The sequence below is a fragment of the Kribbella alba genome (assembly GCF_039529635.1).
In the GTDB taxonomy this organism is placed as follows: Bacteria; Actinomycetota; Actinomycetes; order Propionibacteriales; family Kribbellaceae; genus Kribbella; species Kribbella alba.
Map to the genome: position 1 here is coordinate 61,427 of NZ_BAAANE010000008.1, position 20,521 is coordinate 81,947.

The following is a 20,521-nucleotide window of genomic DNA, read 5'->3' on the forward strand; positions in this document are numbered from 1 at the left end:
CGTGCGGATCCCGCTCGACCGGTCCCCCTGGCGGGTCCGGGGCTTCCTCGGGGACGAGTGGCGGCATCACCGCGTCTGGGCGGACGGGCCGCTGCGCGAGCCCGACGCGTGGATGCCGGCCCAGGTCCCGGGCAGCGTGGCCGACGACCTGTGGCGGGCCGGCGCAGTACCGGACCCGTACGTCGGCCTGAATACCCGCGCGATCGAATGGGTCTCGGACCGCCACTGGGCCTATCGGCACGAGTTCCGGTTGGAACCACCCGGGCCGGGTCAGCGGGCGTGGCTCTGCCTGGACGGTGTCGACCACAGCGGCATCGTCTACCTGGACGGCGAGGAGCTGGGCCGGGTGGACGGCATGTTCGTCGAGGCCCGCTTCGACGTCAGTTCCCACCTCCGTTCGCAGCCCGACCACCTGCTGGTCGTCGTGGTGGAGCCCGCGCCGGCCAGCGAGCCGCAGGTTGGATTCACCGCGAAGGTGGCAGTGCACAAGGCCCGGATGACCTACGGCTGGGATTTCTGCCCGCGGCTGGTCCACCAGGGCATCTGGCAGCAGGTCTCCCTCGAGCTCACCGGCCCAGCGCGGATCACCGATGTCGCCGTCTCCACCCAGCTGCTGGCCGATCGTGCGCAGCTCGAGGTCGACGTGACTCTCGACGCTCCCGGCAACGATGTCGTGCTGTCACTGATGGACGCCGACGGGGAGTTGGTGGCGACCGGGACCGACGTCCTGACTGTCGAGAACCCCCGGCTCTGGTGGCCCAACGGCTATGGCGATCCGTACCTCTACCGGCTGAGGGTCACCGCGCTTGCCGGCGATGCCATCAGCGACGTACGAGAGCTCACCATCGGCCTGCGCAACCTCCGCTTCTTCCGCGCCGAGGGCGCCACCGACAATGCCCTGCCGTACGGCGTCGAGGTCAACGGACGCAGGATCTTCGCCAAGGGCTGGAACTGGGTCCCGTTGGATCTGAGCTACGGCGTACCCCGCCGGGCGCGGCTGGAGCACCTGCTCGGGCTGGCGGCCGACGCCGGGGCGAACCTGCTGCGGGTCTGGGGCGGCGGGCTGATCGAGACGCCGGCCTTCTACGCCGAATGCGACCGACGTGGTCTTCTGGTCTGGCAGGAGTTCTCCCAGTCCAGCTCGGGGATCTCATCGACGCCCACGGATGACGCCGGCTTCGTCGCGATGATGCTGGAGCAGGCTGAGCAGCTCGTGCCTCGGCTGAGGAACCATCCGTCGTTGGCGATCTGGGGCGGCGGCAACGAGCTCCAGGCCGGCGAGGGCGAACCGCTCGACGACGCTACTCCGGTGCTGGCCGCCCTCTCCGGGGTCGTCCGCCGACTCGATCCCACGCGTCTTTGGCTGCCCACCTCATCAACAGGGCCGGCCTTCCTGAACCGGCTTGACTTGATCGAGCAGGCGCCCGAGAACCAGCACGACGTCCACGGCCCGTGGGAACACCAGGGTCTGCAGGACCACTACGCCCTGTACGACGCAGGCAGCGCGCAGCTGCTGAGCGAGTTCGGCGTCGAGGGGATGACGACGCCGCGGGTGCTCGCCAGGGTGGTGCCTGAGCCGTCGCGGCAGCTGCCTACTCGCGGGAGGCCGGTCTGGGATCACTTGGGCCGCTGGTGGAACAACGAGGACCTTGTGCAGAAGTCCTTCGGCGGCCGGCTTCATGACCTCACCACGCTCGGCCTGGCCAGCCAGTTCCTCCAGCGCGACGGCCTGTCGTACGCGGTGGAAGCCCACCGTCGCCGTGCACCACGCTGCGTAGGCACGTTGCCCTGGCAGTTCAACGAGCCGTATCCGAATGCCTGGTGTACGGCGGCAATCACCCATGCCGGTGAACCGAAACCCGCGTACTTCGGGGTCGCGGCGGCGTACCGGCCCGTCCTGGTCGGGGCGGTCTGCTCTCGCCAGAGCTGGGCCGGTTTCGGCGAGATCAGGCTGCCGTTGTGGGCGTTGACGGAGGAGTCCATGGGTCCCGCCACCATCACGGCTCGGCTGCTCTCGTTCGATGGTGAAGAACTTGCCTCAGCGACTGTGAAGGACGTGGAACTTGCCGGCGGCACGGTGATGGCCGGCGAACTCTGCGCGCCCACACCCCCTGGACCTTTCATCGTGGATGTCCAGTTGGCTGCGGGCGCCGTACGGGCTGTGCGGCGCTACGTCCTGACCGGCTCCCCCGACTTGGCCCGACTCCTGGATGGCCGGGCTGTGCTGGATACGCAGTACGAGGATGGGCGACTGGCAGTCCGCAACCTCGCTGGGGTGGTCGCGCCGTTCGTCCGGATCCTCGATGGACGGCCTTACCGCGGCGGCGACTCCGACGCTGACGGCTGGCTGCACTGCTCCGACAGCGGCTTCGTTCTGCTGCCAGGCGAGGAACGCACGCTCTCCCTCAGTTGGCACGGGGCCAGCGGCGATCGTCTCGTCAGCGTCGACGGCCTCGGACTCGCTCACGCCGAAAGGTTGATCCAGTGCAGGTGAATGTAACCATCGAGGGGCCCGACGGGGCTCTGCTCGACCAGGTCGGCTGGCAACTCGAGCTGGAGATCTCGCCGGCAGACGAGTGGGAACAGGAGCTCCGCCTTCAGGTCTCGTATGACGGCCCTGCACCGGTCGACGCGCGCATCCGGGTCGGGGCGGAGGTCCCTGCCGAGCAGGACCCGTACTGGTTGATTCCGGGCCTCTTCTACGGGGACAACCGCGACCCGGCATGCGCCCGGCTCTATCCCCGGTATGCGCCAGGTGAGGAAGACGCCGAGAAACTGGTGGCGGACCGCTGGTCGTTCCGCGCGGACCGGGCCGCCACGCCCATCGTGTTCGGCTGGGGCGCTTCCGGTGGCGTCGCGCTGGAGGTGGACGCCGACACCTCCCTTGGCCTGAGCGGCCTCGGCCTCGGCGCCGGACCGGATCGGCCCCCTTCCGTCTGGGTCAGCCTGCCTTACCGGGAGGAGCCCTTCAGCTACACCGGCGAACCACGAGGGGTCGCACCTTTGGCTGCGGCGCATAGCTGGCAGCCAGGCGAATCCCACGAGCTGCGGCTCGGACTGTGGACGCTGCCCGCCGACCGAGCCAGCTACGCCCCCGTACTGCGCGGACTCCGCGAGCGCGTACGTCGTACCGCGCCACCGGTCCAGCCGTGGGTCGACATAACCACAGCCGCGGTGCTTACGTCGTACGGATTGTGGCGGTGGCACTATCGGCCGGATCCTGCGGTACTCATCGAGACCGCCCTCTTCGACCGCGAGCTGGCCGGCGATCTCGGCGACCGGGGTGACCGGCTGGCAATGCATGTCGCCTGGGTCAGCGGCATCCCGTATGCGCATGCTCTGTTGCGACACGGCCGCCGCGTCGACAACCCGACGTACGTCGAGGCGGGAACGGCCGTGATCGACAACATCACGGCCAACCTCACGCCGGGCGGCACCTTCTGGGGCGTCTGGTACGCCGAGCACGGCTGGAGGCAGTCGTGGACACCAGTGCCCGGTGGCCTGCATGCGCGCACGCTGGCCGAGGCGACCTTGTTCACGGTGCGCGCCCTTGTCGCAGAACCGATCGACCACCCGGTCTGGCGGCAGGCGGCGCTCAGCAATCTCGAGGCCGGGTTGAGCGCACAAGATGCCGAGGGCAACTTCGGCAGCCTTTACCACCTCGAGACCGGCCAGGTGTTGTCCCGGCTGGGTGCCGCGGGCTTGAGCTGGATCGCCGCGATGGCCGAGGCTTACGAGCTGTTCGGCGACGACCGGTACCTACAGGCGGCCCGGCTTGGTGGCGCTTACTACGCCTCCTACGTGCGGAACGGCACGTTGTGCGGTGCACCGGAGGACGTGGACCTTGCCCCGACATCCGAGGACGGCTACGCGGCCGTCATCGCGTATGTCGCCCTGCACCGGATAGATCCGTCGGACCGTTGGCTGGAGCTCGCGCGCGCGGCGGCCGACTGGATGCTGACCTTCCGCTACAGCTACGACGTCAGCTTCCCGAGCGACACCATCCTCGGCTCGTACGGCTTCCGCACCCGAGGCGCAGACCAGGCCAGCCCGTCGAACCAGCACCTCCACAACTACGGCCTGATCTGCACACCCGAACTGGTCGCCCTGTCCACCCTGACCGGCGACGACAGCTACGCCAACTCCGCCGCCGAACACCTCCGCTGCTTCCGCCAATTCGTTGCCCGCCGCAACGGCGACTTCAACGCCCGCCGTGGCATGGTCACAGAGCGGTACTACCAAACCGAATGCTTCGGCCCACCCGGCGCAATCCTCACCCTCTCCCACTCCTGGTGCATCGGTCTGTTGCTACTCGCCTGCGAAGACGTCCTGACCAACCCAAGCCTGGCCACCCTCGACTGGTAATCCGCCGCGCAACTCGGCGACGAGGTTGTGACGGTTGCGGGGCGGCTCAATCGCCGGCTGGCCATCTCCGCGCCGCCCGGGCCCCGGCTGCGACAGCAGGCCGACGTCTGGTCGCGGCCGCTGAGGTCGCCCAGCGTGACGAGGAGCGGAGCGTGTGGCGTCCGTTGCGCGCGGCGTTCACGTAGTGGCCAGGCAGGCGTACGGTTGCAATCGATGCGCACGCGTGTGCGGGTCACCTGCTGGATGCGCAAGATGTCGACTCTCCTCGTGTTGTGGATCGTGGTCGCCGTCGCGTTGATCGTGGCGGAGACTGGTGTACCTGCTGCGCCGGGTCCTGCGGGAGATCTCCCCCGGAGCGGTCGATCTCTTGGGCGTGGGTGGTGGCGTCGCTTGGCCCCCTTGCTTGTGGCGCGCGGTCGCGAGGGGATGGCGAGCACCGTTGAGCGGTGAGGAGTTCCGTGTGCTGGCTGAGGAACAGGCGGCGTTGCGGCGGGTTGCGACGCTGGTCGCACGCGGAACGCCGCCGGAGGAGGTGTTCGCGGCGGTCACCAAGGAGGCCGGCCGCCTGCTTTCCGTCGAATACGCGCATCTGGGCCGCTACGAGGCCGACGCGACGATGACTATCCTCGCCGCCTCGGGCAGGTCAGTCGACCAATTTCCCGCCGGCCGCCGGTGGAGCCTCGGGGGAAAGAACATCAGCACGATGGTGTACGACACCGGTCGACCGGCCCGGATCGACAGCTTTGCCAATTCCTCCGGGCCACTCGGTGACTCAGCGCGCGAGGACGGGATCGGCTCAGCCGTCGGAACGCCGATCATCGTCGAGGGCCACCTGTGGGGGGTGATGGCCGCCGGTTCGACCCTGGAGCAGTCGCTGCACGCGGATACCGAGGCGCGCCTGGCGTCTTTCACGGAACTGGTGGCGACAGCGATTGCGAACGCGGAGAGCCGCGCCGCGCTCGCCCGGCTGGCCGAAGAGCAGGCCGCCTTGCGGCGGGTCGCGACGCTGGTGGCGCGAGGGACATCGCCGGCCGAGCTGTTCGCGGCGGTCAGCGAGGAGGCTGGAAGGGCACTCGGCGCGCATCTCGCCGGGATGGCCCGTTACGAGGGCGATGACAAGTTGACTGTCCTGGCTGCCTGGGCCGCCGAAGGCGAGCACCCATTGGTCCCGGGTCCCTGGCCGCTCGAAGGGGGCGATCTTGCATCGACGATCTCGAGGACGGGTCGATCCGTCCGGATAGACGACTACGACAGCGTTCCTGGGCGCATCGCCGCGTTCGTTCGCGAGGAACTCGGGATCAGGTCGTCGGTCGGCAGCCCTATCGTCGTCGAGGGGCGGTTGTGGGGCGCTCTGTTCGTCCACTCGAAGCAGACTGACGAGGTGCTCCCCCGGGACACCGAATCCCGACTTACCGGCTTCACGGAGCTCGTCGCGACAGCGATCGCGAACGCGGAGAACCGCGGCGAGCTCGCCCGGCTGGCTGAGGAGCAGGCGGCGTTGCGGCGGGTCGCGACCCTCGTGGCGCGCGGAACACCTCCGGAGCAGCTGTTCGCGGCGGTCGTCGAGGAAGTCGCACAACTGCTTCCCGTCACGTTCGCGGCCATGGGCCGCTACGAGTCCGACGGGACGATGACCAACGTGGCGACGTCGAGCCAGGTAGTCGACCGGTTCCCCGTTGGCCGCCGGTGGCCCCTCGACGGGAAGAACGTCAGCACGATGGTCGCGCAGACCGGCCAAGCGGCCCGGATCGACAGCTATGCCGATGCCCCCGGGCCGCTCGCTGCCGCGATCCGCGAGGGAGGACTCCACACCTCGATCGGGACGCCGATCATCGTCGACGGCCGCCTCTGGGGTGTGATGACAGCAAGCGCCGGGCCGGAGCAGTCGCTGCCGGCGGACACGGAGGCCCGCCTCGCCAACTTCACGGAGCTGATGGCGACGGCGATCGCGAACACGGCCAGCCGCGAGGCTCTCGCCGCCTCCCGTGCGCGGATCGTCGCCGCCGCCGACGAGATGCGCAGGCGGATCGAGCGCGATCTGCACGATGGCATCCAGCAGCGGCTCGTTTCGCTCGGGTTGGAGGTGCGCGGAGCACAGGCGGGGGCACCTCTACAGCTCAGCGAGCTCGAGGGCTTGTTGTCGCGCGTTGCCGACGGACTGGTCAGTGTGTTCGACGAGTTGCGGGAGATCTCCCGCGGGATTCATCCCGCGATCCTGTCTGAGGGCGGTCTGAAGCCGGCAATCACTGCACTGTGCCGCCGTTCGGTGTTACCGGTCGAGCTCAACCTGGACACCGAGCGACGGCTGCCAGAGCTAGTCGAGGTCGCGGCGTACTACGTCGTCTCAGAAGCGTTGACCAACGTCGCCAAGCACGCACAGGCCTCCGTCGTACGAGTCGACCTCGACACCCACGAAGAGATCCTGCGGCTGGCGATTCGCGACGACGGGATCGGCGGAGCCGACCCCGGCCAGGGGTCAGGACTGCTCGGGCTCAGCGATCGAATCGAAGCGCTCGGCGGCACACTCCAGGTGATCAGCCCGGCCGGCGACGGCACCACCCTGCTGGTCGAGATCCCGCTCGAACGCCCGAACAGCGCAGTGTCGCCCGAGCCGTAGAGGCACTGGCAGCTGCGGTCACCGGACGGTTCGGCATCGTGAACGCCGGATGTGGCCGCTCATTGCTCACGGCGTGAGGATCTCGTTCCACTCGCGGATGGTCCACGACTGGACGACCCCGTTCACGACGAACGGGTCGCCCTTCACGAAGTCTTCAGCGCCCTCCCTGGTGCTGAAGATCGCCATCGAGCCCTCCTCCACGGGGTTTGCGAAGGTGCCGACCATCAACAGCAGCCCACGGGCGTGGAAGTCGTCCAGCCGGGCCTTGTGCGCTGGGAAGTGGACCGGTGCCGTCGTCAGCACGTCTGAGGCAGAGTCGTAGAGCACCACGTACTTCACGTTGTTCCTCCAAGTGGGAGAGCGTCATCGGCTGCCCAATTCTCGTCGTCAGCCAGATCCTCGCGGTCGAACGACCTCGTCGATACGACGGCGGGCCGACTCACTAGCATTGGCGTCTGCCCAGAAGGACCGGATTCGCGCTCAAAAGATCGGGCCGTGCCCTGTCAGCCGAGGAACCGAGGCGGCAGGATCGACGCCCTGATACGGCAACCGGCGGATCGAGACCCCGACTGGGCCGAGGTCGCCTGGCTGACCGACTCGGCCGCGCATAGAGCAGATACGCGCGAGGCCAATCGCACGATGTCGGATGATGTGGCGATGCCTAGGTCTCACGCGAAACGTGATCGCCGGAGTCTCAAGCGGCGGTTGGAGGTTCTCAAGCTGCCCGTCCTGCCGCTCACACATCACGGCTATCTGGAGCCGACCGATCGATCTGAGTGGCCGGATGAGCCCGAGGCCGTCGGCGTTGGACCGGAAGGTATGGCCTACGCGGTTTGGCGCCACTCCCGCGATGCGAGGCGTAAGCAGGTGACTTCGCATGTAGGTGGGAGCGACATTGCGACGGCTGTCGAGGTCAAGTCGGACCTGCGGGTGTGGTTTGTTCAGTCTTTGCCGGAGGGCAGGTTGCTCCTCGCGGCCGCGCGGCGATCAGACGGAGCTGCACCAAATGCGGAGGTGTGGAGTGACGGTGGCGAGCTTCTTTTGACCGGAGATCTGGGCGACGCAATCGAAGAATTGATGACCACGCCGGCAGGCAGCGTGTGGGTCGGCTACTTCGACGAAGCATTGGGGGGAAGCGGCCCGCAAGGGCATGGACTGGCCCGCTTCACGCCGGACCTCAGCCCCGACTGGCTCTACCCGATCAACGCCGGGCTTCCACCGGTGTTCGACTGCTACACCCTGAACGTGCATGCGGAGCGCGCGTACATCTGTCCCTACACCGACTTCCATCTCATCTCCATCGCAGATGGCAAGGCAGTAGATCTCGGGGTGGCTCCCCATCGTTCGGCCCACGGTCTTCTGATGCGTGGCGGTGAGGGCGCATTCCTGGGCGGTTGGGGACCGGAGTACGACTTGGTGACGCCAATTCGGATCACTCGGGAAGGTGTCGAGACATTCGGCTCCCAGTGCCGGATTGTGATGCCTGATGGCACCGAGGCACAGGGCTTGCGCTACACGTTTCGAGGCGACACACTCCACGCCTTCCACCGCGGCACGTGGTACGTGGTCACCTTGAACGACCTCTTCGCCGCCAACGCCAGGGGCTAGACGTCACTGTCCGGCAGCGACGCCTTCTGCGCCGGCGAGATGGGCCGACAGCAGCTGTCCGGCTCTGTCCAGTGCAGCGGCCGCTTCGTCGAGGATCGGGTAGAAATTTTGGAAGACGTGCGGCACCCCGGGGGTGATATCGAGGGTGACCTCGACGTCGGCGCTGGCGGCTTGTTGCGCGAGGCGTACGGCGTCGTCGAGGAGAACCTCGTGAGTTCCGGCCTGGATGATCAGGGGCGGCAGGCCGGACAGATCGGCGAATATCGGGCTGATGAGGCCAAGAGCGGCGTCTTGTCCCGACGTATAGTCGCTGACTCGGGCTTGGAGGTTTTCTCGGCTCATCAGCGTGTCGACCTCGCCCTTGGTTTCCATGGTCGTCCCGGCCAGGGTGAGGTCGGCATACGGTGACATGAGGAAGGCTGCGGCTGGCAAGGGCAGCCCGTGATCTCGAGCGTTGACGAGGGTGGCGACGGCGAGCCCGCCGCCAGCGGACTCTCCCGCGAAGACGATGTCCGAGGGGGCAGTGCCGTTTCGCAGGAGGGCTTCGTAGGCTGCAAGAGCGTCGTCGACCGCCGCCGGATACGGATGCTCGGGGGCGAGCCGGTAGTCGACGGAGATCACCTTCGCGCGCGTTCGCCGGCCGACCTGCGAGGCCAGGTCAGCGGCGAGGAAGGCGTCCCCCAGTACGTACACGCCGCCGTGGAAGTAGAGAACAACGTGTCGAGGTTCGATTCCGTCGATGGTGATCTCGGCGGTTGGGACGCCGCCCAGTGCGGCTGCGGTCACGGTCACGTCGGCGGGCAGCGGCTGCGCAGATATCAACTCGCGGAGCAGCCGCCGCTGCTCGATGACATCGATGCCGACGGGGAAGGCTGACTGTCGCAGGACTGCTTCGAGGGTCTCTCGCTGCTCGGTGCTCACGGGGGATCTCCCTTCGGTTCGGGTTGGTTAGCCAGCGCTCCCGGGTGGGCTCGCCCATGACAATCCACTGCTGAAACTCCCTGCCGCGAGGCGGGCCACTGCCAGCGTTGCCACCAGGCAGGTGAGGAGGCGTCACCTGATCCTGGTGATTCGCGCCGACGTGGAGAAGACCATGGCGGTTTACGGGCACGCGTACCTGGAGGATCAGGAGAAGGCGCTCGACCAGCTCGCCGAACACGTCGCCGAGTAGGCGTTGCGGTCATTTGCGGAGGTCTGCGGTTCTCCGAAAGAGAAACCGCAGGTGAGAAGTGTGGTCAGGGGCGGTCTCGAACCGCCGACCTTCCGCTTTCAGGTCGCGCTGCCCGCAGCGTGCGATGCGATCACCATCGGGACTGCGGACGGTAGGAGATCACGTGAGTCGGTGCCCGGAGACGGGTGTTGCTACAGCGATAGCTACACCTCCCCGCGCATGTTCCAGCAACTGTCAGAAGGGGCTGGCGGCGTTGAGCTTCGCGGCGACCGGGCCGAGGTCGGTGGTGAGTTCGTCGACCTCGTGCGGCTCGAGGCAGGTGTACGCCGGGGCGGCCAACGCGTCGGTGAGCTCCTCGATCTCGGTCCTGAGCTTACGGCCGGCCGGCGTGAACCAGCCGGCGGCGTCGACCAGGCCGCGGAGCCGGAGACCGTCGACGACCGCGTCCAGCTGGTCGTCGGTGAGCGGGTCGAGCCGGCCGAACTCTCGCGGCTTCATGTCCATGTAGAGCGCTTGCAGCACGTGCGCCTCCTGCCCGTCGATGGCAGCGGCGACCAGCGCGGTCACGTGACCGTCACCACGATGTTCGCGGAGCAGGGTGGCTGCGTGCCAGAGGCGCGCGAGGGGTTCTTCGGGTACGGGGAGCGAGCGGAGTCCGGCGTACAGGAGCCTGCCCTCCATCGGTGCGTTGAACGCGGCCTTCGTGGCGAGCTCGGCGGCCCGTGCAATCGCCGGGCTGTCGGCCAGGTCGCCCAGGATCCGGCGGAGCGCCGCGACGCAGCCGCGCTGCCGGGCGGCGAGCACGGCCTCCGGCGTGGCGATCTCCCAGACGCTCGGGATGTACGCGGCGACCTCGCCCGGAGCGAAGTTGTAGAACAGTGCATCCACGACCTCGGCCGGCACGCGCCCGAGTGGCGCCGACCGCGCGGCGAAGTACCCCGGCCAGTAGCCCTCGTACCCGAGCGCCTGCAGCTCCTCGGTCGGGTCGTCGGCCATGTAGGCGACTTCATGGATCGGTACGAAGAGCTTCTTGAGTCGCCGCGCCACGCTTTCCATCGGGGTTCTCCTAGTCGTCGAACCGGCCCGTCACCGGTCTCTCACTCTGACTACGAACCAGCCCGGCACCTTTCTACACCGCGCTCGGGAGTTTCTTAGTCTTCGACCAGCTGCACCGTGGCGCTTGGCGAGGGCGTGGTCGATACCCGCCAGTGCACATGACGATCAGTACAAAGGGGGTTTCCTTCGACGGGGTGACCTTACGGGACTTCCTGTTGCACGTGCGGGGTGTTTGATGCACGTCCCTTGCCGAGCAGCCGACCGAGCGCCACGTCAATGATGGGCAGTGCAGTGGGTTGAGAGCTCTAGATGCGCTCAGCCATGGAAGGTCGGCGGGCAGTGCCGCGGTGCAGAGCTAGATGCCCGCCGAGGAAGCCCGCACCCGCCACGACCAGGTTCCCGGCTACGGCAAGCTTTGTGCCGAGCCGATGCCCGCCGCGCAGACGCGCGACGAGCGAACCGACAAAGAGGAACGTTGCAGCGTCCATGCCGATCGCATGGACCGCACCGATCCTGCGTTCAGCGCCTGACAGTTCCGCCCAGTCGCCGGCGCCTGCGAGAGCCGTCGGTACGGACGCCAGCAGTCCGAACCCCGCGAGGAGCGCCGCCCCGCGACGCGCCTCGGACCCACCGGCGAGGTCGAGAAGGGACGTGCCGAGCCAGCACCCGGTGGTCACGTCGGTAAGTGACGGATGCAACGAATGACCGAGCACGTCGGTGTGCAGCGGGCTGCGTCGTGCCCATTCGATGAGCGGCCCGTAAGCCAGCTCCTGAGCACGGGCAACCCGCTCGGAGAGCGGGCTTTCGCCGACCGCGCCGACTACGCGTCGCGGCAAGGATCTCGATGCCACGTTGTCAAGATACGCTCACGACCGTCGCCCCTGGAAGCGCTGGCTGCGCTTTGCTGAGTACGCCGGTGACAGAAGCGCGGATCTGGCTTCGATCCGTGCCTTCGGCTGTCGGGATGACGGGCGCGCCTCCGGCGCGCCAGGCCGGGACCGCCCTGGAGGCCGACCGGGCCTGAAGCCGGAACCCTCATCAAAGAGGAAGCGGTCAGACTCGTTATAGGCCGTGTTTCAAAGCAGTCAGGGGCCGTTGTGGCGACTGGTGCACTTCGGGCGAGCGAAGACCGATCTTGTCGGGGCACCTATGGTGCGTTCGGGCTCGCTGGACAGCAGGTGTTGTCGTACGTCGGTCGTATCGTCGGCGCATGGTGTTTACGTCGTCTCTGGAGCGGGCCATGCCGAATCGTCCGGCTGACGAGCGCGACGCGCCAACAGACCCGGGTGAAGGAGTTGCCATGGACCAAAGCACCCGCGCGTTTCACGATCGTTCCTGACGACTATCACGTGCCCTACGCCGGCACCGCCGAGGACGGACGCAGGTTCTTCCTGAGCGACGAACTATTCGATCCAACGTCGGCCTATGTCGGGCTGTTCCTGTGGAAGACCGACGGCACCTTCGACGAGGTGAGAGTCGACAAGGTTGCTCGTCCTGCAGGGCTTCCCCCAGGTCAGGCAGGTCCGGCCAGTGCGGACGAGCTCGTCGCTTCTCGGCTGGCCGAGCTCGGCGAGTACGTCCTGGAGCCGATCGAGGTCGAGCCGTTCGCCGAGGAGGTTGAGGGTGTGACCTTTGGCTGGGTGGGCGATCAGTTCGACGGCGTCTACTCCATCAACATCGAGCCAGGGGACTTCATCGCGTACTACGAACCCTGGGACGGGCTGGAGTACGACACGTAGCGCGTTGTTCCGCGACGCCTCACTTGCCGCGCGCTTCTGCCGCGATCCGGAACGCGGGACCGCACGAGATGCACCACGCCCGCGACTGTCGCACGTCATCTGGCGGACGAGTATCGCGCCCTGTCGACGGAGGACATCCGTCCGCGCGGGCTCTTGCCGAATTTGGCTCTTATGGATCAAGGGCGCGCCTTCGGCGCGCGGGCCCGGACTGCGGGCGGCGCCGGGGCGCCGTCCTCGCCGGGCCCAACGAGCAGGACGCCTCTCTGTCCACGCGAGCCCTACTGCCAATGACCGACGTGCTGGCGTCTGACCGCCGGTTAGCCCCGTCCCCCTGGCCGCTCGATTGTCCGGCCACCACGACACACGTCAAGAGCGCCTACGGCGTCCCGATGGGATCGAACAAGTTCGACTCTTGACCTGCGCCGCGCTGACCTGGGTTTTGCAGCTATCAGGGGGACGGAGCAGGTGTGGATCACGGTCGTGCGGGCGGCAAGCGCCAACTCCTGCCCATGCAGAACTTCATCTGAAAATCGCGATTGGGGTTAGCACCAGGGCGGGGCCAGTCAGGGTCGCTTTGACGGACGACGCATCAATCCCGAGTCCTTCTCCACCCTTCGCGAACTCCTTGATGGCATCTTTCATGGTCGTTAGCTCCAGCGGCGTGACGGGCGCGTCTTGCGTCAGACGCATTACGGGCCACTCGCTGCCTTCCCCGACGATCTGTTCGACCTGGCCGATAACGGTGTACTCACCGTCCAGTCTGCCGAGGGGGCTGATCATCCACTTTTCAGTGAGAAGAGCCAGCACTTCGGGGCCGGCATCGCCGATTGGCGTCATTTGGCGGGAACTTGCCCATGCTGGCCTTCAAACATCGAGCGCATATGCCGCTCGGTTTCCTTTGTGGTCTTCAGTTCAGGGCCTGACTGTGAGAACAGGGAACCTTGCGACTTCGCTTGGTCCGCGAACCAATAGAACAGTCGGAGCATGGTCTGTAGAGGCGCAACCGACACTGCTGCGCGAATCTCCACAGTGTCGCCCGGTTGAACCCCAACCAGAGCACCAGGTGCCCAGCCGTCGAAGCGACCCAGGGCCTTGCTGTTCTGCAAGATGCCGTACCAGATTTCGAAGACTGAGAAGCGAGTGCGTGTTCTGACCATCTCTTCCTCAAGAGATGTATCGGACTTGTACTCGCCCTCGACTTTCAATCCAGGAACACCGACGCCTCCGCCGCCACCCCCGTGCTTTGCGTTGACAATCTTCGCAACAACCTCGTCGATCTTGCCCGCCTCGATCGCGGACAGCGAGTTGATGACTGTCTCATCGTCCAGGTAGGAGAACCCTCGGTGTACCTGCTTGTTTGGCTTCTTGTATTCCCCCATGCAGACATGATCGCATTAGCGCCCGGATTCGTTACGTGTGGCTGGCAGTCAGTCATAAGGGCGGAGACCGACGGATGATCGCCGACGTCGACTACGGATCAAGGTCTGTGCCCTCCACGTGCCCTAGCGGAAACGCAGCAGTGGGCTCGGCGGTCACACACGGGGAGGAACCAACGGAGCCTTACGCCCAACGTCTGACTGCTCAGGCCAGCGTGACTGGCCGAACCGCCTTTGCAAGGCAGTGCTGGGTGACCCCAACGACTCCAGACTGCGGGCACAAGGCCGCCTATCGGACTGTGGCTAGCCGGACTGGGGCCGGTGGGCTGCCAGCCGCTGCAGGCTCCTACGGCTCAGAAGGTCTGTGCTGTGCCCTGCTCGTGCAGCTATCCGGGGGCGGGCAGGTGTGGCCGTACCTGTTCTACTGGCCGACGTTGGCGCTAGCGAATGAAGCCCTGAATTCATTGACCAACGCACGACCCTCAGTGAACGATGATGTCCTGCCGAGGCGCATTGCCCATGGGCCCGTGAACCCGTGCACATAGCGAAGTCGCCAACCTAGACCGACAACGACCGCCACGCGAAGCTTGAGGCTCAAGGAGCGCGGTCTGTCGACGAGCTTTAGCCGGCTGAACGTGGTGCCGTAGCCCATCACCAGCGAGAGTCCGTAGATGTACGGAAGTGCCGCCACCGTAAGCCAGACCGGGAGGGCCAGCGAGCGCCACAGCAGGCCCTTGTCAACCGACGACCAGTTCTGCCCGAGCTTCCAGGCGGTGGTGACGATCAGGATCACACCTACCAGAGTAAGGAAGCCCTCCAGCAGTCGTTTCAGCTGTCGCTGATCCTCATCGTTCGAGGTGACAGCCAACATGCCGACAACGAGGATCAGAACTGCCTGCAGGACCAGTTCGACCACGAGGTGGAAGCTCTCGATGTTTACGAAGAACTCGACGAAGGCGCTCAGGCCGATCGTTCGCAGAGCCGTGTCGCGGAAGAACCCAACACTCTTCGCATCGGTGGTCTTGAACAGGAGGGCAAGCCCGGTGAGAAGCCCCCAGATGATCGTGTCTTTCAGAATCTCCCGCTCCCACAGGTTCACCTGGGACGCGGCCCACACGGCAGCGGTCAGGTAGACACCGAAGGCGACGATCGGGGCCATGATCTTCGGCTGGAGGAAGGCTTTGGCCACGTCCGCGGTGGAGCTTCTGACCTCTCGGTGCGAGAGCACATACGCCGCCAGTGCGCCCAGCAGGATCAAGGACGCGAGCTCTCGACTTGTCACTTCCTCCACCTCCTCAGGGCTCGACCGCAGTCCGGGGGCCCGGGCCGGGCCGAGTCCTTCGTCTGACGGAGCAGAACGGGTTCCGGTTCCACGGTTGCTAGGTGCGTTGTAAGTCGCTCGACAACCCGACCCAAGTCTGACCCAACGGCGCCGAACTGGTGGGCAGCGCACAACCAGTAGAAGGTGTCTCACCTTGCCCGGTCAGCCGTGCGATATCCGTGCAACAACGGATGGTCGCTTAGGGGGACTCACGGGCACTGGCGGTCGGCCTGGATGGGCCGGATTCACGCTCAGGAAGGGTGGTCAGGGGCGGTCTCGAACCGCCGACCTTCCGCTTTTCAGCTCGACAGCAGTACCCGGGGCGCCGAACGATCCCGGCGCCTGGCAGGCATCTCTGCTCGGGCCCTGGTGGTCGATGACGGTAGCTGTTGCGGTCATGGTTGCGGTCATGCCTACCCTCGATCTGAGAGCAAGCCCGGCCAGCTGACGGTGGCCAGGCTCCACGCGTACGAAGAGTAGTCATGAGCGGCCGGGTCCACTACGCTGCGGAACCACAACGGTACCGGGGGGCTCTGACTGGCAGGCAGCAGAGATCGGTACCGGGCGGGAGATAACTAGTGACGAAGCTGAGTCCGGCCGGAGACCTTGTGGGCCACACCCTTCCTAATGGTTGGCGGGTGGTAGAGAAGGTCTATAAACAACCTGCCGATACTGGCGGAAACTTCTCCGTCAATTATTGGGTCGAGAACGAGCAAGGTGGCCGCGCGTTCTGCAAGGTACTCGACCTCGAATGGATTCTGAAGAGTAGGCAACGAGGAAGTAACCTTGTTGATGCCCTCACGAGAGCTACCCAGGCTTACCAATTCGAGCGTGATCTGGCGCGGATGTGCGTCAGCATGTCGCGTGTGATCACGGCGCTGGATGATGGCGAAGTTGAGATTGAAGGGGACTACGCCTTCCCAACTGTCAGCTATATCATTTTCGAGGCCGCTGGGAAGGATATTCGCAAACTCCTTAACCTTGGCGACGAACTTGACGTGCCGCTCCGCCTGAGGGCTCTCCATCACCTGGCGACGGGTATCAATCAACTGCACACCAACAAGGTTGCGCATCAAGACGTAAAGCCCTCGAATACGCTTGTCTTCGAGCCAGACTTTACTGGAAATCGCGTCACAAAGCTGGGGGATCTTGGCCGCGCGACTGTGCACGGTCGTCCGGCTGAACATGACAACCTGCTAATTGCTGGAGACCGAACCTACGCCCCACCGGAGGCTTTGTATGGGAAGCCGATGGAGGGGATAGGTCCACGTAGATTTGCAGTGGACTTGTATCAGCTGGGAAGTATGATTTGCTACGTTTTTACAAGCGTTTCGTTCAATGCTCTCCTGCGAGATGAGCTTCACCCGGAGCACATTTGGGGCAACTGGGGTCAATCGTATGACGACGTTCTGCCCTTCGTTCGTGATGCATTCGGCAGGGCGCTGGAGCGACTTGCTGAAGACGTTCCGAAGTCGATCAAAGACGACGTCTACTCTCTGGTTTCCCAGCTCTGCGATCCAGATCCGATGAGGCGCGGCCATGCGAAGACGCGCAGTATGCGTGGAAATCCTTATGCCCTGCAACGCATCGTCACCGAGTTGGACGTGTTGGCTCGCAAAGCGGCAATGGAATTGAGGTCCTAATGAGCGCGTTGCACGGCGGTGGCGAACGCAATATCATCCCGCGCTGGCGTCGATTCGGCAAGACTGTTCGCGTTGGCGAACTAAAGCCGCTTCATGTGCCGCAGTCGCCGGAGGTTTCAACCGTTGGCTTGAACGAGTCTCTCGCAGCATATGCGTCAGATCCGGGATTGCACACCGCTGGGGACGTGCTAAGTCAGGCGGTTGTATTAGGGTTCCGCAGTCCTGAGATTGACGCGGCTGCGCGATATGTCATCACAGCGCCGAATCAGACTGGAAGGATCGCATCCCAGTTGGCCGAGAGGGTCGTTAATGACTCCATCTCCGGAGCGAGCCAACTCGATTCTAGTCCCCTCATCGAGGTGGCCGACTTTCGGCTGCGCGTCCGACAAATGCGCGGCATTCTCCAGCGTGAGCCCAGGAATTCCATCCGCTGGACGGATCTCGCGCTCGCCTACGTAAACCTAGGGCTGCTGGAGCAGGCTGAACGCGCCATGCGAGTCGCGCTCAGTCTCTCGCCGAGCAACCGCTACGTGCTGCGATCGGCCGTCCGGCTCTACCTCCTACTCGACCGCCCTGATCAGGCCAGGTTTGTCCTGAGAGATGACGACCTGCTGCGTGACCCCTGGATTCATGCGTCTGAGTTGTCGCTCGCAGAGATCCTGGAGCGGCCGGCGCGCAAGATGCGTGCCGCGCGGACGGCAGTCGAGGAGGATGCCTTCGCGCCATGGCATTTGAGTGAGCTTGCGAGTGAGTTAGCCACCATCGATCTCAGGGCCGGGAAGGTTCGTCACGGGAAGCAGTTACTTAGGCGGGCGCTGGTCAGTCCAACAGAGAATACAATTGCTCAGGTTAAGTGGGTAGCTATCGAGAGCGGGATAGATATTCCCGCTATTCCGGGTGATGAGCCTCCATTGCTCCATGAGGCCAAGGCTCGAGAATTCGAGCAGGCCGGGAAGTATCTGGAAGCGCTCGAAGAAGCGATGCGGTGGCAGATTGATCAGCCTTTCGATCCAGAGCCTGCTTTGTTCGGTTCATACGTAGCCGCGATGGCTCTAGAGCGATACGACACGGCTATTGATATCGCTGAACGCGGCCTTAGGTCGAATCCTGCGAATACAATGTTGAGAAACAATCTAGTCTTCTCCCTGGCGAGCGTCGGGCGGATAGAGGATGCCGCGGTCGAGGCGGCCAAGATGGAAACATTGCCCGACACAAAGGATCAGGCGGTGACAGAGGCGACTCGGGGCCTTGTTGATTTTCGTTCGGGCAATACGCAAGCGGGTCGCGCGAGATATCAGGATTCCGTATCTACATTCAGGCGCAACGAGGACAGTTACAGAGCGGCGCTCGCGACATTTCTGTGGGCGCGCGAAGAATTGATTGCCGGTACTCCTGAGGCGCTGAATGTGCTCGAAGATGCGACGAAGGTGGGTAGTGGATCAGGATGGAGGCTCGTGGAAATGTGGCGGAGTCGCCTGTCGGCGATGGTCGCAGCGGGGAGCGAGAAGAGACCCCGTAAGCGCCGCCGCTAGCCGATTGGTTCGCTCAACATGATTTGCGGCGAACTCGTATCATGTGCTGAGGGTAGACAGCCAGGCTGGACATGGATGCCGGGAGCCAGCCGAGGACGTCAGGCAGACGCAAGGGCCTCCTACGTGTCACTCACGAACTGAGCTGGGCTCCAGTTGGCTGAGGACCCATTCCCAGCGGAAGTCTCTTGCGACGTGGTCTCCGGTCCCGGATTCGAGTGGCTCAAGCGAAGTGCTCGAGCCCGCCGTGCGGGTCGGAGATGCGCACGCCTGCGTACCGAAGGACTGCGAGAGATGCGAGCCAAGCAGGATGGCCGGCAAGCGATGGAGCGGCTGGTCGCTGGTGAGAAGTGGGTGGACACCGGCTAGGTGTTCACCACCGAGATCGGTAGGCGATCGAACCCGGCAACCTGCGACGGGTTTGGTACCCGCTGCGGGAGGCGGCCGGACTCGGAGAGATGCGCCTCCACGATCTCGGTCAGCTTGGGAACAGAATTGTCAAGCGGAACACAGGGGCACGGCTGACCGGGCAGAGTCGGCTTCGGGAGCCCGCCGAGTTCGCCTGCCATAGAGAGCGCACTCGGCTCACAGCCCGGCCGATGTCACATGGCTTGCGCAAATGCTTCATGTCCGTGGACAATCGCAAAATGTCCAACGATATGCCGTCACCGCCCGAAGTGGCACAGATCGACGCCGATATATCCGAAGCAGAACAAGAGCTGTCCGAGCTGCTATTGCGTTGGCGTTGGGTCGTGTACGGTCTGGCTGCAGCTGCTTTGCTCGAATGCGGCTTTATCATTTCCGCCTCCATCACGCGGATTGATGGCCTGGTCTCTGTCGCGGGACTTGGGGGAGTCTTGCTCTTCGCCTCGGCCGTTGCGCTCGGAATATACGCCTCCGAGAACCGAGGTGAGCGGATTCAGCAGAAGCGGCAATTGGACCGTTTGAAGATAGAGCGCCGAGACGCGCTGGCAGGGAGAGCGCCCCGAGCGGCAGCACCGTTTGCCAGGTACAAGGAACACCTACCGGCCATGGCCGAGCATCTGAAACTGCGGGCCCAGCGGCATCGGCGTACGTACGTGTCGCTGCAATTAGTGGTGATCGTTGGATCGCTGTCAGCGTCAGCGTTAACAGCGTCGATAAATTCACCAAATTCGAAGACAATTGCGGTGGCGATATCGCTTGCCGTTGGTGTCGCAGCTAGCTTCTCCCTCACGTTTCGTATTCGAGAACGTGGCGACGCATTGCAGGCAACGGCGATTGAGATTGAACGGGAGTACCGCGCTGCGGAGCTTCGCATAGGCGACTACGCCAACGATCCGGACGATCGGACGCGATATCGTAAGTTGACCGAAAGGATCGAATCCCTGCGCGCTGAGCAGGCGAGCAAAGAGCGGTCACTTGATCAACCGCCTGACATGCAGCAAAGCTCGTCATCTGGGATCTAGGTGACGTCCCCGGCGCTGCCAGATTGTCCGGCACGCTATGAGCCCCCCTGGGCGTGGGACAGGTGATCCTCTGTCGCTCGTGCTGTCAGGGTTGCTAGGTCTAGCGACGCAAATAGAGTTCCCGGAGCTTGGCTCCAATCGCCTCGCGCATCTCCAAGGCCATTGACATTGCTTGGTTGAATTCACTCCTATTCTGTTCTCTGACGTCGCCGCCAATCTCCTCGTCGCACTGAAACGTATGTATCACTGCCCGGCACATTCCTTGCAACTTCGAAGCCAGTGTCCGGATATCATCATCGATAATTCGACTCGATAACCGGCTACATTCTTCGCTGATTTCGCGGCCAGTATCTCCACCCAATTCATCAGGTAACTGGCTTCTAGCGAAATGGCCCGTTGAGCGATACTCCTTCTCGTATGCCAGGTGGACTCTGGCCGTCAACCTCGTTAGCTTTTCGATCACCTGTTCGTACTCAAGCAACGTGTTGCGTTCGAAGTCTGCTTGGCGGTCGTCGAATAGCGAGTCTCGCTCGGCCGCGCGTGCCTTCTTTGCGTGCCTTGAGGCGATACTTCCCCGAAGCGCATCGAGGCCAGCCCCCGTGACGAACGCCGCTACGACGGCCCAGGCTGTTTGGTCGGCCATTCTGC

17 protein-coding genes are annotated in these 20,521 nt (G+C 64.7%); 9 read left to right on the forward strand and 8 right to left on the reverse strand.

Annotated elements, in window-relative coordinates; all coding sequences use genetic code 11:
• Position 1 precedes the first annotated feature (1 nt).
• From ABD210_RS23615 to ABD210_RS23625, 3 genes are all read left to right on the forward strand, one after another.
• A complete protein-coding gene (locus tag ABD210_RS23615) occupies positions 2-2,494 on the forward strand; it encodes a glycoside hydrolase family 2 protein (protein WP_344114237.1) in 2,493 nt (830 codons plus the stop codon).
• Complete coding sequence (locus tag ABD210_RS23620) at positions 2,485-4,365, forward strand: YyaL domain-containing protein (RefSeq protein ID WP_344114238.1); 1,881 nt, start codon at positions 2,485-2,487, stop codon at positions 4,363-4,365. The genes ABD210_RS23615 and ABD210_RS23620 overlap by 10 nt, the downstream gene beginning before the upstream one ends.
• A 460-nt stretch (positions 4,366-4,825) precedes the next feature.
• The gene (locus ABD210_RS23625) at positions 4,826-6,982 is read left to right on the forward strand and encodes a sensor histidine kinase (protein WP_344114240.1); all 2,157 of its coding nucleotides are present in this window, start codon (positions 4,826-4,828) and stop codon (positions 6,980-6,982) included.
• Between the two features lie 66 nt (positions 6,983-7,048).
• Here the strand turns inward: ABD210_RS23625 and ABD210_RS23630 are convergent, their stop codons facing one another.
• Entirely contained in the window at positions 7,049-7,321 is a 273-nt protein-coding gene (locus tag ABD210_RS23630; protein ID WP_344114242.1) for a YciI family protein, read from the reverse strand.
• 300 nt (positions 7,322-7,621) lie between these two features.
• On the opposite strand from ABD210_RS23630, the gene ABD210_RS23635 reads away from it, so the two are divergent.
• On the forward strand, positions 7,622-8,590 hold the full coding sequence (locus ABD210_RS23635; RefSeq protein WP_344114243.1) for a hypothetical protein: 969 nt from the start codon (positions 7,622-7,624) through the stop codon (positions 8,588-8,590).
• A 3-nt stretch (positions 8,591-8,593) separates the two neighbouring features.
• Here the strand turns inward: ABD210_RS23635 and ABD210_RS23640 are convergent, their stop codons facing one another.
• Positions 8,594-9,511, reverse strand: a complete 918-nt coding sequence (locus tag ABD210_RS23640; protein ID WP_344114244.1) for an alpha/beta hydrolase — start codon at positions 9,509-9,511, stop codon at positions 8,594-8,596.
• A 121-nt stretch (positions 9,512-9,632) separates the two neighbouring features.
• On the opposite strand from ABD210_RS23640, the gene ABD210_RS23645 reads away from it, so the two are divergent.
• Positions 9,633-9,761 carry a hypothetical protein gene (locus tag ABD210_RS23645; protein WP_344114245.1) on the forward strand — a complete coding sequence of 43 codons (129 nt, stop codon included), beginning with the start codon at positions 9,633-9,635 and terminating at the stop codon, positions 9,759-9,761.
• 234 nt (positions 9,762-9,995) lie between these two features.
• Here the strand turns inward: ABD210_RS23645 and ABD210_RS23650 are convergent, their stop codons facing one another.
• Positions 9,996-10,817 carry an SCO6745 family protein gene (locus ABD210_RS23650; RefSeq protein ID WP_344114246.1) on the reverse strand — a complete coding sequence of 274 codons (822 nt, stop codon included), beginning with the start codon at positions 10,815-10,817 and terminating at the stop codon, positions 9,996-9,998.
• Between the two features lie 305 nt (positions 10,818-11,122).
• A complete protein-coding gene (locus ABD210_RS23655; protein ID WP_344114247.1) occupies positions 11,123-11,668 on the reverse strand; it encodes a DUF2231 domain-containing protein in 546 nt (181 codons plus the stop codon).
• Positions 11,669-12,103: 435 nt separating this feature from the next.
• Here ABD210_RS23655 and ABD210_RS23660 point away from each other — a divergent pair, with 435 nt between their 5' ends.
• Positions 12,104-12,556, forward strand: a complete 453-nt coding sequence (locus tag ABD210_RS23660) for a hypothetical protein (protein ID WP_344114248.1) — start codon at positions 12,104-12,106, stop codon at positions 12,554-12,556.
• 519 nt (positions 12,557-13,075) lie between these two features.
• Here ABD210_RS23660 and ABD210_RS23665 read toward each other — a convergent pair.
• From ABD210_RS23665 to ABD210_RS23675, 3 genes are all read right to left on the reverse strand, one after another.
• A complete protein-coding gene (locus ABD210_RS23665) occupies positions 13,076-13,393 on the reverse strand; it encodes a DUF6414 family protein (protein ID WP_344114249.1) in 318 nt (105 codons plus the stop codon).
• Positions 13,390-13,935, reverse strand: coding sequence for a DUF6414 family protein (locus tag ABD210_RS23670; RefSeq protein WP_344114250.1), 546 nt, complete (start codon positions 13,933-13,935; stop codon positions 13,390-13,392). The genes ABD210_RS23665 and ABD210_RS23670 overlap by 4 nt, the downstream gene beginning before the upstream one ends.
• A gap of 418 nt (positions 13,936-14,353) precedes the next feature.
• Complete coding sequence (locus tag ABD210_RS23675; RefSeq protein ID WP_344114252.1) at positions 14,354-15,190, reverse strand: hypothetical protein; 837 nt, start codon at positions 15,188-15,190, stop codon at positions 14,354-14,356.
• Between the two features lie 701 nt (positions 15,191-15,891).
• Here ABD210_RS23675 and ABD210_RS23680 point away from each other — a divergent pair.
• From ABD210_RS23680 to ABD210_RS23690, 3 genes are all read left to right on the forward strand, one after another.
• Entirely contained in the window at positions 15,892-16,896 is a 1,005-nt protein-coding gene (locus ABD210_RS23680) for a protein kinase domain-containing protein (RefSeq protein ID WP_344114253.1), read from the forward strand.
• Positions 16,896-18,428, forward strand: a complete 1,533-nt coding sequence (locus tag ABD210_RS23685) for a tetratricopeptide repeat protein (protein ID WP_344114254.1) — start codon at positions 16,896-16,898, stop codon at positions 18,426-18,428. The genes ABD210_RS23680 and ABD210_RS23685 overlap by 1 nt, the downstream gene beginning before the upstream one ends.
• Positions 18,429-19,072: 644 nt before the next feature.
• Positions 19,073-19,873 (forward strand): SLATT domain-containing protein, encoded by an 801-nt coding sequence (locus ABD210_RS23690; RefSeq protein WP_344114256.1) that lies wholly within the window; start codon positions 19,073-19,075, stop codon positions 19,871-19,873.
• Between the two features lie 100 nt (positions 19,874-19,973).
• Here the strand turns inward: ABD210_RS23690 and ABD210_RS23695 are convergent, their stop codons facing one another.
• On the reverse strand, positions 19,974-20,516 hold the full coding sequence (locus tag ABD210_RS23695) for a hypothetical protein (RefSeq protein WP_344114257.1): 543 nt from the start codon (positions 20,514-20,516) through the stop codon (positions 19,974-19,976).
• Between the last annotated feature and the right edge of the window lie 5 nt (positions 20,517-20,521).

Coding starts and splice junctions, on each gene's coding strand:
- ABD210_RS23635 (WP_344114243.1), top strand. CDS start 7,622: ATGTCGGATGATGTGGCGATGCCTAGGTCTCACGCGAAACGTGATCGC.
- ABD210_RS23650 (WP_344114246.1), bottom strand. CDS start 10,817: ATGGAAAGCGTGGCGCGGCGACTCAAGAAGCTCTTCGTACCGATCCAT.
- ABD210_RS23665 (WP_344114249.1), bottom strand. CDS start 13,393: ATGACGCCAATCGGCGATGCCGGCCCCGAAGTGCTGGCTCTTCTCACT.
- ABD210_RS23670 (WP_344114250.1), bottom strand. CDS start 13,935: ATGGGGGAATACAAGAAGCCAAACAAGCAGGTACACCGAGGGTTCTCC.
- ABD210_RS23685 (WP_344114254.1), top strand. CDS start 16,896: ATGAGCGCGTTGCACGGCGGTGGCGAACGCAATATCATCCCGCGCTGG.
- ABD210_RS23690 (WP_344114256.1), top strand. CDS start 19,073: ATGTCCAACGATATGCCGTCACCGCCCGAAGTGGCACAGATCGACGCC.
- ABD210_RS23695 (WP_344114257.1), bottom strand. CDS start 20,516: ATGGCCGACCAAACAGCCTGGGCCGTCGTAGCGGCGTTCGTCACGGGG.